Source organism: Burkholderia sp. SIMBA_051 (assembly GCF_046534915.1).
Classification (GTDB): Bacteria; Pseudomonadota; Gammaproteobacteria; order Burkholderiales; family Burkholderiaceae; genus Burkholderia; species Burkholderia ambifaria.
The window spans coordinates 254103-272300 of record NZ_JAWRXS010000003.1 but is presented as its reverse complement, the minus strand read 5'-3'; the positions used below and the strand labels follow the sequence as shown (position 1 = coordinate 272300).

Annotated in this window: 12 protein-coding genes; 7 read left to right on the top strand and 5 right to left on the bottom strand. The window is 68.6% G+C overall.

What is annotated here, in order from left to right; all coding sequences use genetic code 11:
- The first annotated feature begins 22 nt into the window (after nt 1-22).
- Nucleotides 23-2599, top strand: coding sequence for a [protein-PII] uridylyltransferase (locus SB771_RS08700; RefSeq protein WP_175655538.1), 2577 nt, complete (start codon nt 23-25; stop codon nt 2597-2599).
- Between the two features lie 16 nt (nt 2600-2615).
- Entirely contained in the window at nt 2616-4550 is a 1935-nt protein-coding gene (locus SB771_RS08695) for a pseudouridine synthase (protein WP_175705420.1), read from the top strand.
- Between the two features lie 109 nt (nt 4551-4659).
- Here the strand turns inward: SB771_RS08695 and def are convergent, their stop codons facing one another.
- The 5 genes from def to SB771_RS08670 all read right to left on the bottom strand — a co-directional run bounded on the left by def (nt 4660) and on the right by SB771_RS08670 (nt 13405).
- The gene (gene def, locus SB771_RS08690; RefSeq protein WP_011657288.1) at nt 4660-5193 is read right to left on the bottom strand and encodes a peptide deformylase; all 534 of its coding nucleotides are present in this window, start codon (nt 5191-5193) and stop codon (nt 4660-4662) included.
- The gene (gene ligA / locus SB771_RS08685) at nt 5190-7265 is read right to left on the bottom strand and encodes an NAD-dependent DNA ligase LigA (protein WP_175660522.1); all 2076 of its coding nucleotides are present in this window, start codon (nt 7263-7265) and stop codon (nt 5190-5192) included. The genes def and ligA overlap by 4 nt, the downstream gene beginning before the upstream one ends.
- A gap of 171 nt (nt 7266-7436) precedes the next feature.
- Nucleotides 7437-8726, bottom strand: a complete 1290-nt coding sequence (locus SB771_RS08680; protein WP_175660521.1) for a cell division protein ZipA C-terminal FtsZ-binding domain-containing protein — start codon at nt 8724-8726, stop codon at nt 7437-7439.
- Between the two features lie 85 nt (nt 8727-8811).
- Nucleotides 8812-12324 carry a chromosome segregation protein SMC gene (smc, locus tag SB771_RS08675; protein ID WP_175660520.1) on the bottom strand — a complete coding sequence of 1171 codons (3513 nt, stop codon included), beginning with the start codon at nt 12322-12324 and terminating at the stop codon, nt 8812-8814.
- A 139-nt stretch (nt 12325-12463) separates the two neighbouring features.
- The gene (locus SB771_RS08670) at nt 12464-13405 is read right to left on the bottom strand and encodes a DMT family transporter (RefSeq protein WP_175660519.1); all 942 of its coding nucleotides are present in this window, start codon (nt 13403-13405) and stop codon (nt 12464-12466) included.
- A gap of 176 nt (nt 13406-13581) precedes the next feature.
- Between SB771_RS08670 and dapC the strand changes: the two genes are divergently transcribed.
- The 5 genes from dapC (at nt 13582) to prmB (ending at nt 18190) form a co-directional block, all read left to right on the top strand.
- On the top strand, nt 13582-14799 hold the full coding sequence (gene dapC / locus SB771_RS08665) for a succinyldiaminopimelate transaminase (RefSeq protein WP_175660518.1): 1218 nt from the start codon (nt 13582-13584) through the stop codon (nt 14797-14799).
- A 45-nt stretch (nt 14800-14844) separates the two neighbouring features.
- A complete protein-coding gene (dapD, locus tag SB771_RS08660) occupies nt 14845-15672 on the top strand; it encodes a 2,3,4,5-tetrahydropyridine-2,6-dicarboxylate N-succinyltransferase (RefSeq protein ID WP_011657294.1) in 828 nt (275 codons plus the stop codon).
- The gene (locus SB771_RS08655; RefSeq protein ID WP_006755454.1) at nt 15672-16040 is read left to right on the top strand and encodes an ArsC family reductase; all 369 of its coding nucleotides are present in this window, start codon (nt 15672-15674) and stop codon (nt 16038-16040) included. Before dapD ends, SB771_RS08655 begins: the two co-directional genes overlap by 1 nt.
- Nucleotides 16041-16130: 90 nt before the next feature.
- Complete coding sequence (gene dapE, locus SB771_RS08650) at nt 16131-17270, top strand: succinyl-diaminopimelate desuccinylase (protein ID WP_175660517.1); 1140 nt, start codon at nt 16131-16133, stop codon at nt 17268-17270.
- An 11-nt stretch (nt 17271-17281) separates the two neighbouring features.
- Nucleotides 17282-18190 (top strand): 50S ribosomal protein L3 N(5)-glutamine methyltransferase, encoded by a 909-nt coding sequence (prmB, locus tag SB771_RS08645; protein WP_012364144.1) that lies wholly within the window; start codon nt 17282-17284, stop codon nt 18188-18190.
- Nucleotides 18191-18198 lie beyond the last annotated feature (8 nt).

The window sequence follows — 18198 nt, the reverse complement described above, 5'->3', positions numbered from 1 at the left end:
CCCCCGACCTGAACGGCCACCCATGAGCGCTCACGCCGCCCCCTCGTCCGAAGCGCTGTCGCGGCGCGCCGAATTCAAGGCCGCCAAGACCGACATGCTCGAGCGCTTTCGCAGCGCGGCGAACGTCGCGTCGCTGATGCACGCGCTGTCGAAACTCACCGACGATGCGCTCAAGCGCGTGTGGGACGACTGCGGATTGCCTGCGACGCTCGCGCTCATCGCCGTGGGCGGCTACGGACGCGGCGAGCTCGCGCCCTACTCCGACGTCGACATCCTCGTGCTGCTGCCCGACGCGCACGACCCGGCGCTCGACGCGCGCATCGAGCGCTTCATCGGGATGGCGTGGGATCTCGGCCTCGAGATCGGCAGCAGCGTGCGCACGGTCGCGCAATGCATCGAGGAAGCGTCGCAGGACGTCACCGTGCAGACCTCGCTGCTCGAGGCGCGCCGCATCGTCGGCAGCACCGCGCTGTTCGAGCGTTTCACCGTGCGGTATCACGAGGCGCTCGACGCCCGCGCGTTCTTCACCGCGAAGGTGCTCGAGATGCGCCAGCGCCACGCGAAGTTCCAGGACACGCCGTACAGCCTCGAGCCGAACGTGAAGGAAAGCCCCGGCGGGCTGCGCGACCTGCAGACGATCCTGTGGATCGCGCGCGCGGCCGGCTTCGGCAGCAGCTGGCGCGAGCTCGACACGCGCGGGCTCATCACCGAGCGCGAGGCGCGCGAGCTGCGCCGCAACGAAGGATTCCTGAAGACACTGCGCGCGCGGCTGCACGTGATCGCCGGCCGCCGCCAGGACATGCTCGTGTTCGACCTGCAGACGCAGGCCGCCGAGAGCTTCGGCTACCGGCCGACGCAGGCCAAGCGCGCGAGCGAGCAGCTGATGCGTCGCTACTACTGGGCCGCGAAGGCGGTCACGCAGCTCGCGACGATCCTGATCCAGAACATCGAGGCGCAGCTGTTCCCCGCGACGAGCGGCATCACGCGCGTGCTGTCGCCCGATCGTTTCGTCGAGAAGCAGGGCATGCTCGAGATCGTCGACGACGGCGTGTTCGAACGCCATCCCGACGCGATCCTCGAAGCCTTCCTGCTGTACGAGGTGACCCGCGGCGTGAAGGGCCTGTCCGCCCGCACGCTGCGCGCGCTGTACAACTCGCGCGAAATCATGAACAACACGTGGCGGCGCGATCCGCAGAACCGCCGCACGTTCATGCAGATCCTGCAGCAGCCCGAAGGCATCACGCATGCATTCCGGCTGATGAACCAGACGAGCGTGCTCGGCCGCTACCTGCTGAATTTCCGCCGCATCGTCGGCCAGATGCAGCACGACCTGTACCACGTGTATACGGTCGACCAGCATATCCTGATGGTGTTGCGCAACCTCCGCCGCTTCGCGGTGGCCGAGCATGCGCACGAATACCCGTTCTGCAGCCAGCTGATCGGCAATTTCGAGCGCCCGTGGGTGCTGTATGTCGCCGCGCTGTTCCACGACATCGCGAAAGGCCGCGGCGGCGACCATTCGACGCTCGGGATGGCCGACGCGCGGCGCTTCTGCCGCGAGCACGGGATCACCGGCGACGACGCGGCGCTGATCGTGTGGCTCGTCCAGCATCACCTGACGATGAGCCAGGTCGCGCAGAAGCAGGACACGAGCGACCCCGAGGTCATCAAGCGCTTCGCGGAAGTCGTCGGCAACGAACGCTACCTCACCGCGCTCTACCTGCTGACCGTCGCCGATATCCGCGGCACGAGCCCGAAGGTGTGGAACACGTGGAAGGGCAAGCTGCTCGAGGACCTGTACCGCATCACGCTCGCGGTGCTCGGCGGCGCCAACCCCGACGCGCATTCGGAACTGAAGTCGCGCCAGGAGCAGGCGCTCGCGCTGCTGCGCCTCGAGACCGTGCCCGACGACGCGCACCGTGCGCTGTGGGATCAGCTCGACGTCGGCTTCTTCCTGCGTCACGACGCGGCCGACATCGCATGGCAGACGCGCGTGCTGTACCGGCACGTGAACGCCGAGACGGCGATCGTCCGCGCGCGGCCGTCGCCGATCGGCGACGCGCTGCAGGTGCTCGTGTACGTGAAGGACCGCCCCGACCTGTTCGCGGGCATCTGCGCGTACTTCGACCGCAACGGACTCTCCGTGCTCGATGCGCGCGTGAGCACCACGCGGCATGGCTATGCGCTCGACAATTTCATCGTCACGCAGACCGAACGCGACGTGCGCTATCGCGACATCGCGAATCTCGTCGAACAGCAGCTCGCGACGCGCCTTGCCGAGACCGCGCCGCTGCCGGAGCCGTCCAAGGGCCGCCTGTCGCGGCTGTCCCGGACGTTTCCGATCACGCCGCGCGTCGACCTCCGGGCCGACGAGCGCGGCCAGTACTACATCCTGTCCGTGTCCGCCAACGACCGGCCGGGCCTTCTCTATTCGATCGCGCGCGTACTGGCCGAGCATCAGGTCGGCGTCCACGCGGCGCGGATCAATACGCTCGGCGAACGCGTCGAGGACATCTTCCTGCTCGATGGTGCCGGCCTGTCCGACAACCGCCTGCAGATCCAGCTCGAAACCGAATTGCTGCGCGCGATCGCAGTCTGAATGAATCCCAGCGTTTATGCGCACCAAATTAACCGTCAAGAATCCGCGTCCGGCGTCGCCGACCCGCGCACCCGTCCGCTCCGGCAGCCTCGTCGCTCGCAAGGCGGTGCGCCCCGCCGGGCCGCCCGCGGCCGACAAGCCGCCGCGCCAGAAGAAGGCCGCCGCGCCGGCAGCCGCCGGCGAACGCGCGTTCAAGCCGCGCGGCGCGGAACGCCCGGGTGCGGATCGTGCGCCGGCGAAGCGCGCACCGCGTGACGGCGGTGCCGAGCGCGGCGACGCGCGTCCCGCGCGTCCGTATCGCAGCGCCGAAGGCCAGTCCGATGCGCGGCCGCGCCGCGCGGGCACCGAAGGCGGTGCACGCGCGCCGTATCGCGACAAGGCGGAGGGCTACGGCGAGAAGCGCAGCTTCGGCGAACGCCGTACGTCGTCCGACCGGCCGGCTCGCCGCGGCGACGACGATGCACGGCCGCGCCGTGCAGGTGCCGAAGGCGGCGCACGCGCACCGTATCGTGACAAAGCAAGCGGCTACGGCGAAAAGCGCAGCTTCGGCGAACGCAGTACATCGTCCGACCGCCCGGCTCGACGCAGCGACGATGCACGGCCGCGCCGTGCAGGCGCAGAAGGCGGCGCACGCGCGCCGTATCGTGACAAGGCAACCGGCGATGCACCGAAGCGCAGCTTTGGCGAACGCCGTACGTCGACCGACCGCCCGGCTCGCCGCAGCGATGACGATACGCGGCCGCGCCGCGCAGGCGCCGAGGGCGGCGCACGCGCACCCTATCGCGACAAGGCAACCGGCTACGGCGAAAAGCGCAGCTTCGGCGAGCGCAGTACATCGTCCGACCGTCCGGCACGCCGCAGCGACGACGATGCACGGCCGCGCCGCGCAGGCGCCGAAGGTGGCGCACGCGCACCGTATCGCGACAAGGCAACCGGCGATGCACCGAAGCGCAGCTTCGGTGAACGCAGTGCATCGACCGACCGCCCGGCACGCCGCGACGACGATGCACGCCCGCGCCGCGCAGGCGCAGAAGGCGGCGCACGCGCCCCCTATCGCGACAAGGCAACCGGCTACGGCGAAAAGCGCAGCTTCGGCGAACGCAGCAACACCGAGCGCCGCTCGACGGCCGCCGCGCCGAAAGCCGCACAACCGGTCAAGCGCCGCGCCCCCGACATCGATCACGGCGACGAAACCGGCCTGATGCGCCTGTCGAAGCGCATGTCCGAGCTCGGCCTGTGCTCGCGCCGCGAAGCCGACGAATGGATCGAAAAGGGCTGGGTGCTCGTCGACGGCGAACGCATCGACACGCTCGGCACCAAGGTCCGTCCCGACCAGAAGATCGAGATCGACGAACGCGCGAGCGCCGCGCAGGCCGCACAGGTGACGATCCTGCTGCACAAGCCGGTCGGCTATGTGTCCGGCCAGGCGGAAGACGGCTACGAGCCCGCGTCGGTGCTGATCACGCGCGCGAACCAGTGGAGCGGCGACCGCTCGCCGCTGCGCTTCTCGCCGCAGCATCTGCACGCGCTCGCACCGGCGGGCCGGCTCGACATCGATTCGACCGGCATGCTCGTGCTGACGCAGAACGGCCGGATCGCGAAGCAGTTGATCGGCGAGCAGTCGGACATCGACAAGGAGTACCTGGTGCGCGTGCGCTTCGGCGAACGGCTGCTCGACATCGACCAGCACTTCCCCGCCGAATCGCTCGCGAAGCTGCGCCACGGCCTCGAACTCGACGGTGTCGCACTGAAGCCCGCGATGGTGAGCTGGCAGAACGGCGAACAGCTGCGTTTCGTGCTGCGTGAAGGCAAGAAGCGCCAGATCCGCCGGATGTGCGAACTGGTCGGTCTCGAAGTGATCGGCCTGAAGCGCGTGCGGATGGGCCGCGTGATGCTCGGCGCGCTGCCGCAAGGGCAATGGCGCTACCTGTCTCCCGACGAGTCGTTCTGACGGCAGGCAGGCACCGCGTGCCACGCAATGAAAAAGCCCGCGCAATGCGGGCTTTTTCATTTCAGGTACGACGACGGCACGCAACATCGCGCACCGCCGCTTGCCGGCATCAGTCGTCGTCGGTCGGATCGAGCCCCGGGAACAGCACCTCGGTGAAGCCGAAGCGCGTGAAGTCGGTGATCCGCATCGGATACAGCTTGCCGATCAGGTGGTCGTATTCGTGCTGGACGACCCGCGCGTGGAAGCCTTCCGCGACGCGGTCGATCTTCGCGCCGAACTGGTCGTAGCCGCTGTAGCGCACCTTCGCATAGCGGCTGACGACGCCGCGCATGCCCGGCACCGACAGGCAGCCTTCCCATCCCTCTTCCATGTCCGGCGGCATGTACTCGAGCTTCGGGTTGATCAGCACGGTCTCGGGCACGGGCGGCGCGTCCGGGTAGCGGTTGTTGCTGCCGAAGCCGAAGATGATGAGCTGCAGCCCGATGCCGATCTGCGGCGCGGCGAGGCCCGCGCCGTTCGCGTGATGCATCGTCTCGAACATGTCCGCGACGATCTCGTGCAGTTCCGGTGTGTCGAACTGCGCGACCGGCTTGGCGACTTCGAGCAGGCGCGGATCGCCCATCTTCAGGATCTCGCGAATCATGGGGTGTTGCCCTCCAGGAGTTGGTGCAGTCCGTCTTCGTCCAGTACGGGGATGCCGAGTTCCTCGGCCTTCGCGAGCTTGCTGCCGGCGTCGGCGCCCGCGACCACGTAATCCGTCTTCTTCGATACCGAGCCCGCGACTTTCGCGCCCGCCGCTTCGAGCATCTCCTTCGCCGCGTCGCGGGTGAGATTCGGCAGCGTGCCCGTCAGCACGACCGTCTTGCCGGCCAGCACGCCCTGTGGCGCCTTCGGCGCGGGCGGGCCTTCGGGCCACGTGACCTTGCCGGGCGCGCGCAGCTGCTCGATCACGGTGCGGTTGTGTTCTTCCGCGAAGAACTGGTGGATCGACTCGGCGACGATCGGCCCGACGTCGTTGACTTCGAGCAGTTCGTCGATCGACGCGTCCATGATCGGGGTCAGCGACCCGAAGTGCTTCGCGAGATCCTTCGCGGTCGATTCGCCGACATGGCGGATCCCGAGCCCGTAGATGAAGCGCGCGAGCGTCGTGTGCTTCGCCTTCTCGAGCGAGTCGAGCAAATTCTGCGCGGACTTCTCGGCGAACCGGTCGAGTTCCGCGAGCGTCGCGAAACCGAGATTGAACAAGTCGGCCGGCGTGCGCACGAGATTCAGTTCGACGAGCTGATCGATGATCTTCTCGCCGAGCCCGTCGATGTCGAGCGCGCGACGCTGCGCGAAGTGCCACAGCGCCTGCTTGCGCTGTGCCGGGCAGAACAGGCCGCCCGTGCAGCGCGCGATCGCCTCGTCCGGCAGCCGCTCGATCTTCGAGCCGCACACCGGGCATTCGGTCGGCATCACGAATTCGGCCGCGTCGTCCGGCCGGCGATCGAGCAGCGCGCCGACGACTTCGGGGATCACGTCGCCCGCGCGCCGCACGATCACGGTATCGCCGATCCGGATGTCCTTGCGGCGCACTTCGTCCTCGTTGTGCAGCGTCGCGTTGGTCACCGTCGCGCCGCCGACGAACACGGGTTCGAGTCGCGCGACCGGCGTGATCGCACCCGTGCGGCCGACCTGCACGTCGATCGCGACGAGCTTGGTCAGCGCTTCCTGTGCGGGAAACTTGTGGGCGAGCGCGAAGCGCGGTGCGCGCGACACGAAGCCGAGGCGATCCTGTTCGTCGCGCCGGTTCACCTTGTAGACGACGCCGTCGATGTCGTACGGCAGCGACTCGCGCTTCTCGCCGACCTTGCGGAAGAAGCCGAGCAGGCCGTCGGCGCCGTACACGACCGCGCGCTCGCGGTTCACCGGCAGGCCGAACGACTCGTACCAGTCGAGCAGCGCGCTGTGCGTGTCCGGCATCGGCACCCCGTCGAGCACGCCGATCCCGTATGCGAAGAACGACAGCGGACGCTGCGCGGTGATCTTCGGATCGAGCTGGCGCAGGCTGCCGGCCGCCGCGTTGCGCGGGTTCGCGAATTCACGCTGCTCGGCCGCGCGCTGGCGTTCGTTCAGGCGTGCGAAATCGCGCTTGAACATCAGCACCTCGCCGCGCACGTCGAGCAGGGCCGGCACGTGCGCGCCCTTCAGCTTCAGCGGGATCGAGCGGATCGTGCGGACGTTCTCGGTCACGTCCTCGCCGGTCGTGCCGTCGCCGCGCGTCGACGCCTGCACGAACACGCCGTGCTCGTAGCGCAGCGAGATCGCGAGCCCGTCGAACTTCAGCTCGCACGCATATTCGACCGGGTCCGTCACCGAGCCGGCGAGATCGGTCGTCTTGCCGAGCGCATCGGCGACGCGCTTGTCGAACGCGGCGATGTCCTCGTCGGCGAAGCCGTTGTTCAGCGACAGCATCGGCGCATCATGGACGACCGGCGTGAAACCGCCCGCCACTTCGCCGCCGACGCGCTGCGTCGGCGAATCGGGCGTCACGAGGTCGGGATGATCGGTTTCGAGTTGCTGCAGCTCGCCGAACAGTCGATCGTATTCGGCGTCGGGCAGATCCGGCTGGTCGAGCACGTAATAGGCATAATTCGCCCGCTCGAGTTGGTCGCGCAGCCACGCGGCACGCGCGTCGAGCTGGCTGGCTGGCGGTTCGGCTTGGGTTCGGGCCATGCTGGCGGCAGTTTCGTTCTGAAAAATCGGATGTTCGATTATCTCAGTTTGACGCCGCGACGGGGGCACGCGATGCGTGCCGCGCGAGCCGGCCGCAGCGCACACAGGCCGCGTGGGTGCGGCAGTGCAGCGACGGACGGCGGCACGAATAGCCACCGCCCGCGAGACGCGTTACTGGCTGAACAGGCGACGCGTGACCGGCGAACCGGCCGGGATGCCGGCTTCCTCGAGCTTCGCGTACAGCTTCATCAGTTGCTGGTCGATCGCGACGAGCGTCGATTCCGGCAGCGGCCGGCGCGAATCGTCGACGACCCGCGCACCGATCCGCTCGGACAGCGACTTCGCGTAGTCGCACATCAGCCGGAACGGCAGGATGTCCTCTTCGGCGACCGGCACGTCGAGCACCAGCGTGATCATGTTGCCGCCCTTGTACGTCAGGTCGTCGCGCAGGAAGTTCGTGTCGCCGAACTGCAGCATGAACACGGGGTTCTGCTTCGCGTCGAGCTTCACGAAACGCGTGCCGTCGCGCGACAGCAGCAGCCCGTCCTGCGATGCGACGGCCTGCACGTAGTTCGCCGACCACGGCGCGCCGTCCGACATCACGTTGATCGACAGCTGCGCGTCGCACTGCGCGGCAAAGCCGTCGAGCTCGCGCGCCATCGCGACCGTCTCCATCATGTCCGGGAATTCCGGTGCGCCGTCGATCGCATCGGCGAACTGTTGGACGCCCGTCACGAACTCGGAGAATTCGAGCTCGTTCAGCGCGCCGCTGCGGTTCGCGAGCTGCGCGGCCGCGCGCAGTTCTTCATAGCGCACGCCGTTCTGCAGCAGCTCCCACTGGCCGCCTTCCGGCTTGCCCTCGATATGCACGGGCTTGCTGCCCGCGCGGCGCAGCCGCTGCGCGGCCGGCAGGATCTTGTCGCCCGGCAGCGGCCCGCCGAGGCGAATCGGCACGATGCAGTCGATCCGGCGGTCGACGATCGCGGGCGGTGCCGACGAGATCGTCGTCGCGGCCGGCAGCACGGGTTCGGCTGGCTCGTTCGATGCGTCGCCGGCCGGCGCTTCACTTGCGGCGGCGACCGAACCTGCGTCGGCGGGTTGCCTCGCCGGCTCGGCCGATTCCGACGGCGTGTCGCCGCCGGTGGCCTCGGCCTGCAGATCGGCCGGCATGTCGGCAGGCGCCGCGCCGCCGAAGGTCGGCTCGACGCGCGCTGCTTCAGCCGGCGTGCTCGCGGCGCCCGGCGCCGGTGCCGCGGGTTCGCGGCGCGCGGGCTGGCGCACCGGCTCGATGAACGGCAGCTCCTCGTCGCGCTCGGGGCGATTCATCGCCTCGGCCGCCTCTTCCGGCATCGGGCGCGGCATCCTGCGCCGCACCTTCGCGCCCTGCCACGCGTTGTAGACCACGACGCCGCCCACCACGACGGCGCCGGCGCCGATCAAACCGAGTGTCAACTCGTCCATGCACGCTCCATCAGCAATTCTTTTTCGTCGGACCCGCGAACGGGCGCCCATGCGCCGCGCGAACGCGGTCCGGTTTCATCAAACGTCAATTCTGGGCAAAACCCGCGGCGGTTTCCATGTCCACCGCGACGATCCGCGACACGCCCTGCTCCTGCATCGTCACGCCGATCAGTTGCTGCGCCATCTCCATCGCGATCTTGTTGTGCGAGATGAAGAGGAACTGCGTCTTGTCCGACATCGCGCGCACGAGATTCGCGAAACGCTCGGTGTTCGCGTCGTCGAGCGGCGCGTCGACCTCGTCGAGCAGACAGAACGGCGCCGGGTTCAGCTGGAACATCGCGAACACCAGCGCGGTGGCGGTCAGCGCCTTCTCGCCGCCCGACAGCAGGTGGATGGTCGCGTTCTTCTTGCCCGGCGGCTGCGCCATCACCTGCACGCCCGCGTCGAGGATTTCGTCGCCCGTCATGATCAGCTTCGCCTGGCCGCCGCCGAACAGGCGCGGGAACAGGTCGCTGAAGTGACGGTTGACCTCGTCGAAGGTGCCCTGCAGCAGCGTGCGGGTTTCCTGGTCGATCTTGTGGATCGCGTCCTCGAGCGTCGTGATCGCATCGGTCAGGTCGGCCGACTGCGCATCGAGGAACACCTTGCGCTCGCTCGCGGCCTTCAGCTCGTCGAGCGCGGCCATGTTCACCGGGCCGAGCGCGTTGATCGCGTTGTTCAGGCGCGTGACCTCGCCCTGCAGGTACGACGGTTTCAGGTCCGGCGTCAGCTTCTCGCGCAGCGCTTCCTCGTCGACCTCGGCCGTCGTGAGCTGCTCGGCAAACTGCTCGACGGACAGGCGCGCGGCCTGCTCCTTCAGCTGCAGCTCGGTGATGCGGTCGCGCAGCGGCTGCAGCGAACGCTCGGCGACGAGGCGCTGCTCGTCCAACGCGCGCAGCTTCGCGGTCAGGTCGTCGAGTTCGATCCGCGCGGCCTGCAGCGCTTCTTCCTTCACCGCGCGAATTTCGAGCGCGTCCTGCAGGCCCGTGTGCGCGGTCTGCTCGTTGATCGTTTCGAGTTCGGCGCGCGCGTCTTCCAGCGACGCGGCGACGCGCTCGCTCTGCTCGTGCGCGACCTGGATGCTGCGCTTGAGCTCGTCGATCCGCGTGACCGCGTTGCGCGCGGCGAAGCGCGCGTCGTTCGCGCCGCGCTCGAGGTCGCGCGCTTCCTGGCGCGCGTGCGTCAGCGATTCGTCGAGCGCTTCGAACGCGAGCTGGTTGTCCTCGAAGCGCGCCTGCAGCTCCGCGAGTTCGCCGTCGAAACGCTCGAAGTTCGCTTCCGATTCGGCACGCAATGCGCGCTGCTCGTCGATCTGCGCGCCGATTTCCTCGAGTTCCTCGCGGATCTGCGTGCTGCGCTGCGTGTAGCGTTCATGCGCCTGCGCGAGCTTCAGCACGTCCATCTGCAGCGCGTGCACGCGCTGCGTCGCGCGTTCGGCCTGCGCGCGCACGTCGCCGAGCGCCTGCGCGGCCTGCGTGTGCGCGGCTTCCGCCCGCACCGCGGCCGTGCGGGCCTCGTCGGCGAGCAGCGCCTGTGCCCGCACCTGGCGGCCCAGGTTCTCGATTTCCTGCTGGCGGGCCAGCATCCCGGCCTGCTCCGAGTCGGCCGCGTACAGCTGCACGCCGACGCGCGTGACAATGTGGCCGGCCTTGACGACGAACGCGCCGCCTGCCGGCAGCTGCGTGCGCGTCGCGAGCGCCTGTGTGATGTCGTCGGCGACGTACACGTTGCCGAGCCAGTCGTTCAGCACCGCACGAATGCCCGCATCGTCGATGCGCACGAGCGACAGCACCGGGCGCAGCCCGGCCGCGGCGGCCGGCGGTTCACCGGCGGCCGGCGGCGCGTAGAACGCGAGCTTCGCGGGCGGCGCATCGGTCGCAAATGCCTTCACCCAGTCGAGATTCGACACTTCGAGCGCGGCGAGACGCTCGCGCAGCACGGCCTCGAGCGCGGCTTCCCAGCCCGCTTCGACGTGCAGCTTCTTCCACAGGCGCGGCAGCGCGCCGAGTTCGTGCTTGTCGAGCCACGGCTGGATCTTGCCTTCGGTCTGCACGTTCTCCTGCAGCTGCTTGAGTGCGGCGAGCCGCGCCTCGAGCTGGTGGATCTGCGTACTTTCGGCCTGCACGCGCTCCTGCGCGGCACGGCGTTCGCCGTCGAGACGCGGCAGCGCTTCCTGCGCATCGGCAAGACGCGCCTGCGCCTCGGCGAGGATCTCTTCCTGCTCGGCGAGCTGCATGCGCAACTCTTCGAGCTGCGTTTCGTCCGGCGCATCAAGCCCGCCCGCCTCGGACTTCAGGCGCTCATGGCGCTGCTGAAGCTGCTGGAGCTGCTGGTCGGCATTGCGCTGGTGCGCGGCCTCGAGCTTCAGCGACTGCTCAGTCTGCGCAATGCGCGCGCGCTCGTCGTTGAGCTGCGCCTGCGCATCGCGCCACTTCGCTTCGAGCGCCGGCAGCGCGTCGTGCTTCGCGGCCGCGTTGTCTTCGGCGAGCGCGGCCTTCTCGTCGGCCATCGCGCGCGCTTCCTCGGCTTCCTCGAGCTCGTCCTGCGCCTTCTCGGCCTGCGCGCGCCATTGCTCGCGCTGCGCGTTCAACGCGGCGATCTGCGCCTGCACACGGTTGCGCGATTCGACGATGAACTTGATCTCGGCCTCGAGGCGGCTCACTTCGGCGTTCGCCTCGTAGAGCGCGCCCTGCGCGCCCTGCATCGCGTCGCTCGCCGAGTAATGCGCGACCCGCAGCGTCTCGAGCTGCGACTCGACCTCGCGCAGCCGGGCCGTCTGCGCCTCGAGGTCGATCTGCGCCTGCTCGATCGCGCGCAGCTGCTTCTGCTGCTCGCCCGCGGCCTCGTTCTTGCGCAGCAGCCACAACAGGCGCTGCTTCTCCTCGCCGTCGGCGACGAGTTCCTTGTACTTGTTGGCGACGACGGCCTGCGCCTCGAGCTTCTCGAGGTTCGCGCCGAGCTCGCGGACGATGTCCTCGACGCGCGTCAGGTTCTCGCGCGTGTCGTGCAGGCGGTTCTCGGTCTCGCGGCGGCGTTCCTTGTACTTCGACACGCCCGCGGCTTCCTCGAGGAACACGCGCAGCTCTTCCGGCTTCGCCTCGATGATCCGCGCGATCATGCCCTGGCCGATGATCGCGTACGCACGCGGGCCGAGGCCCGTGCCGAGGAAGATGTCCTGGATGTCACGGCGGCGCGCCGGCAGGTTGTTGATGTAGTAGCTCGACGTGCCGTCGCGCGTCAGCACGCGCTTCACGGCGATCTCGCCGTACTGGCCCCACTGCCCGGCCGCGCGGCCGTCGGAGTTGTCGAAGATCAGCTCCACGCTTGCCCGGCTGCCGGGCTTGCGGGCGGTCGAGCCGTTGAAGATCACGTCCTGCATCGACTCGCCGCGCAGCTCGGACGCGCGCGACTCGCCGAGCACCCAGCGCACGGCATCGATGATGTTGGACTTGCCGCACCCGTTCGGGCCCACCACGCCGACTAGCTGGCCCGGAACCTGGAAATGCGTGGGATCGACAAAGGATTTGAAGCCAGCGAGTTTGATCGAGCTCAGACGCACGGCGGTATCGGATGTGAAGAAGGTGTGAAACGGAACGGGCCGCGACGCGCGGGGCCGGACGGCCCGTGTGCGCGATGCGCCCCGGAATTCAAAAGCGGGGCCGCGCGCATCCAGCGTTGGGCCCCGCAAACGGCTTCCATCATACCATCGCGCGTGCGCCGTCCCGCCCGTCGCCGGGTTTGCCCCGTGCCGGCGCGGCACGATGGACCCGGCTCGACAGCAGCGTCGCCAGCACGATGCACGCGCCGCCCGCCCACTCGCGCGCGCTCGGCAGTTCGCTCGCGAACACCCATGCGGACAGCGCGGTGATCACGATCTCGAACAGCATGATGATCGACGCGCGGTTGGCCGGCACGCGCGCAAGCCCGTACTGCACGAGCAGGTTGTTCACCGCGACCGTCACGCCGATCGCGGCGATGATCAGCGCGGCGGTGCCGAGCTCGCCGCCGGCCGGCGCGGCCGGCAGCCCCTCGAACAGCGACGCGATCGCGCCGAACACCGCCGCGCCGCCGAACAGCGTCGCGGTGCGCATCTCGGCGCGCATCTCCGGCAGCTCGCGGCTCGCCTTGATCACGAGCACGTTGCTCATCGCGAAACTCAGGCCGGCCGCGAGCCCCGCCCATTCGGCCGGGTTGGCCGGCAGCGGCGCGCCGAGCGTCGGCGACCACAGCATCAGCATCGCGCCGCCGATCGACAGCGCCGCGAGCCCCGCGCCGGCCCAGGTCAGGCGCTCGCGCAGCAGGAAATGCGCGTAGATCGCGGTCCACGCCGGCGTCAGGTAGAACAGCAGCATCACGCGCAGCACTTCGCCGTGGATCGTGCCCCACACGAAGCCGAGGTTGGTCACGCCGGCCGTGATCGCGATGCCCGGCAGCACCCAGTGCCAGCGCAGCGTCGCGATCGTGCGGTGGCGCACGACGATCACGAACAGGAACGCGACGAGGCTCGTCAGCGCGCTTGCCAGCGTGCCGGTGAGGCCGAGCGACGCAAGGATGCGCAGCGGATACCAGATCAGGCCCCATACCGAAGCGCCGATCAGGATGGCCAGCGTCGGCAGGCTGCCGCGTACCGCGTTATTCATTTGATTCGATACCCTATATTCGACCGGCCCGGCCGCCGCTCCGGCGGGCCGTGACCGCATTGCGTCACGCTATAATCGTCCGCTGCGAGCCGCGCGCCGTCGGCGCCCGTTCGCAGCCGTGCGGCACCTGCGCCGCCCCTTTTTTGCTCCAACCGGCCGCGACGGCCGCTTCGCCCGTGAACCCTCGACTCGACTCGCTCCAGCCCTATCCCTTCGAAAAGCTGCGCGCCCTGTTCAAGGACGTGACCCTGGCTGCCAGCCTGAAACCGATCAGCTTCGGCATCGGCGAGCCCAAGCATCCGACGCCGGCGCTGATCCGCGACGCGGTGGTGGCCGCGCTCGACGGCCTCGCATCGTACCCGGCCACGGCCGGCTCGGACGCGCTGCGCACGTCGATCGCACACTGGCTCGAACGCCGCTACGCGCTGCCGGCGATCGATCCGGCCACGCAAGTGCTGCCGGTGTCGGGGTCGCGCGAGGCGCTGTTCTCGCTCGCGCAGACGGTGATCGACTCGCGCGCGAGCGTGGACGGCGAGAAGGCGATCGTACTCTGTCCGAATCCGTTCTATCAAATTTACGAAGGCGCGGCGCTCCTGGCCGGTGCCGAACCCTATTTCGCGAACAGCGACCCGGCGCGCAACTTCGCGTGTGACTACGCGGCCGTGCCCGACGAGGTCTGGGCGCGCACCCAGCTGCTGTACGTGTGCTCGCCGGGCAACCCGACGGGCGCCGTGCTGACGCTCGACGACTGGCGCGAGCTGTTCGCGCTGTCCGACCGCCACGGTTTCGTGATCGCGTCCGACGAGTGCTATTCGGAAATCTATTTCGACGAAGCGGCGCCGCCGCTCGGCGGCCTCGAGGCCGCGCACCGCCTCGGCCGCGGCTTCGAACGCCTCGTGATGCTGTCGAGCCTGTCCAAGCGCTCGAACGTGCCGGGCATGCGCTCGGGTTTCGTCGCCGGCGACGCCGCGCTGCTCAAGAAATTCCTGCTGTACCGCACGTACCACGGCGCCGCGCTGTCGCCGGTTTGGCAGCACGCGAGCATCGCCGCGTGGAACGATGAGGCGCACGTGCGCGAGAACCGCGCGCTGTACCTGCAGAAGTTCAACACGGTCACGCCGATGCTCGCCGACGTGATCGACGTGAAGCTGCCCGACGCCGCGTTCTACCTGTGGGCCAACGTCGCGCGCACCGGGCTGTCGGACACCGAGTTCGCCCGCCGCCTGTACGCCGACTATAATGTGACGGTTCTGCCCGGCTCGTACCTGGCGCGCGACGCGCACGGCATGAATCCGGGCCGCGATTTCATCCGGATCGCGCTCGTCGCGGGCACCCCCGAATGCGTCGAGGGCGCGCAACGCATCGTCGATTTCTGCCAAGCTCTCGCGCGGTAAGACGTCCATCCCGATCAATTCCATTCCTCTCCTGCGAAAACGAACATGTCGCAACAACTTCAGCAAATCATCGATACCGCCTGGGAAAACCGCGCCGAGCTGTCGCCGAAGGCCGCGCCCGCCGACGTCCGCGAAGCCGTCGCTCATGCGCTCGAGCAACTCGACAAAGGCGCACTGCGCGTCGCCGAGAAGATCGACGGCAACTGGACCGTGCACCAGTGGCTGAAGAAGGCCGTGCTGCTGTCGTTCCGCCTGGAGGACAACGCGCCGATGCCGGCCGGCGGCTACTCGCAGTTCTACGACAAGGTGCCGTCGAAGTTCGCGAACTACACCGCTGAAGACTTCGCCGCGGGCGGCTTCCGCGTCGTGCCGCCGGCCATCGCGCGCCGCGGCTCGTTCATCGCGAAGAACGTCGTGCTGATGCCGTCGTACACCAACATCGGCGCGTACGTCGACGAAGGCACGATGGTCGACACGTGGGCCACGGTCGGTTCGTGCGCACAGATCGGCAAGAACGTGCACCTGTCGGGCGGCGTCGGCATCGGCGGCGTGCTCGAACCGCTGCAGGCGAACCCCGTCATCATCGAGGACAACTGCTTCATCGGCGCGCGCTCGGAAGTCGTCGAAGGCGTGATCGTCGAGGAGAACTCGGTGATCTCGATGGGCGTGTACCTCGGCCAGAGCACCAAGATCTACGATCGCGAAACGGGCGAAGTCAGCTACGGCCGCATCCCGGCCGGCTCGGTCGTCGTGGCCGGCAACCTGCCGTCGAAGGACGGCTCGCACAGCCTGTACTGCGCGGTGATCGTGAAGAAAGTCGACGCGAAGACCCGCGCGAAGGTCGGCCTGAACGAGCTGCTGCGAGGCGACTGATGGCCAAGCCGCACACCGTGGTCGTCTACGGCATTCCGAACTGCGACACCGTGAAGAAGGCCCGCGTGTGGCTCGACGATCACGGCGTCGAGTTCGAGTTCCATGACTTCAAGAAGCTCGGCGTCAGCGCGCCGCTCGTCGAGGACTGGCTGAAGGACGTGTCGCTCGACGCGCTCGTGAACAAGCGCGGCACGACGTGGCGCGGCCTGGACGATGCGATGAAGGCGGCCGCGGAAACGCGCTCCGGCGCGGTCGCGCTGATGATCCACAAGCCGTCGGTCATCAAACGTCCCGTGCTCGTCGTCAACGGCCGCGTGAAATCGCTCGGCTTCGTGGCCGATCAGTACGCGGCGCTGTTTGCCGCCTAGGGCTGCCCGCGCTGCGCCCGCGGGTGCAGCCCGACGTCTCGTCACTGCCGGCCACCGCGCCGGCATTTTTTATCGAAAGTGGTCCGAACCATGTCCGCCACCCTAGCCCTTACCGAACAGCTGATCGCCCGCGCGTCCGTCACGCCCGACGACCAGCATTGCCAGCAGCTCATGACCGAGCGCCTCGCCGCGCTCGGCTTCGAATGCGAGACCATCGCGTCGCACGGCGTGACCAACCTGTGGGCCGTCAAGCGCGGCGCCGACGGCCGCGACGGCAAGCTGCTCGCGTTCGCGGGCCACACCGACGTCGTGCCGACCGGCCCGCTCGAGCAGTGGACCTCGCCGCCGTTCATCCCCTCGCATCGCGACGGCAAGCTGTACGGCCGCGGCGCGGCCGACATGAAGACGTCGCTCGCGGCGTTCGTCGTCGCGTCCGAGGAATTCGTCGCGGCCCACCCCGGCCACCGCGGCGCGATCGCGTTCCTGATCACGAGCGACGAGGAAGGCCCGGCCACCGACGGCACCGTGAAGGTCGTCGAACTGCTCGAAACGCGCGGCGAACGCGTCGACTACTGCATCGTCGGCGAGCCGACCTCGACCACGGAGCTCGGCGACGTCGTGAAGAACGGCCGCCGCGGCTCGATGTCGGGCGAGCTGGTCGTCAAGGGCGTGCAGGGCCACATCGCGTACCCGCACCTCGCGAAAAACCCGATCCACCTGCTCGCGCCGGCGCTCGCCGAGCTCGCCGCCGAACAGTGGGACGCAGGCAACGAATACTTCCCGCCGACCACCTGGCAGGTGTCGAACCTGCATGCCGGCACCGGCGCGACCAACGTGATCCCCGGCCATGCGGACCTGATGTTCAACTTCCGCTTTTCGACGGCGAGCACCGTCGAGGGCCTGCAGGCACGCGTGCATGCGATCCTCGACAAGCACGGCCTCGAATACACGCTGAAGTGGTCGGTGAGCGGCCTGCCGTTCCTCACGCCGCGCGGCGACCTGTCGAACGCGCTGGAGAACGCGATCCGCGCCGAGACCGGCCTCACGACCGAGCTGTCGACGACGGGCGGCACGTCCGACGGACGCTTCATCGCGCGCATCTGCCCGCAGGTGATCGAGTTCGGCCCGCCGAACGGCAGCATCCACAAGATCGACGAGCACATCGACGTGCGCTTCGTCGACCCACTGAAGAACGTGTACCGACGCGTGCTCGAACAACTGATCGCCTGACGGAGCCTCGCATGACGACACCATTTGCAACTATTCGCGACCTGCTGCGCTACGCGGTCACGCGCTTCTCGAAGGCCAAGCTCGCATTCGGCCACGGCTCGGACAACGCGTACGACGAAGCCGCGTACCTCGTGCTGCACACGCTCGACCTGCCGCTCGACACGCTCGAGCCGTTCCTCGATGCGCGCCTGCTGCCCGATGAAATCGCGGCCGTGCTCGCGGTGATCGAACGGCGCGCGACCGAACGCGTGCCGGCCGCGTACCTCACGCATGAAGCGTGGATGCACGGCCACCGCTTCTACGTCGACGAGCGCGTGATCGTGCCGCGCTCGTTCATCGGCGAGCTGCTCGACGACGGGCTGCAGCCGTATGTCGCCGACCCCGAGCAGGTCGGCGCGGTGCTCGAGCTGTGCACCGGCTCCGGCTGCCTCGCAATCCTCGCCGCCAGCGCGTTCCCGAATGCCGAGATCGACGCGGTCGACCTGTCCGACAAGGCACTGGAAGTCGCCCGGATCAACGTGAGCGACTATGGCCTCGACGATCGCATCACGCTGCATCGTGGCGACCTCTACGCGCCGCTGCCCGCGTTCCGCGCGGAACCCGACGCGCGCTACGACGTGATCCTGACGAACCCGCCGTACGTGAACGCGACGTCGATGGCCGCCCTGCCGCCCGAGTACCGGCACGAGCCGGAGATGGCGCTCGCGGGCGGCGAGGACGGCATGGACATCGTGCGGCGCATCATCTCGGAAGCGCACAAGTGGCTGCACGACGACGGCGTGCTCGTCGTCGAGATCGGCAACGAGCGCGAGCACGTCGAAGCCGCGTTCGGCGGCCTCGAACTCACGTGGCTGCCCACCAGCGCGGGCGACGACACGGTGTTCCTGATCCAGGCGTCGGACCTGCCGCGCAAGGCCTGACGGCACGC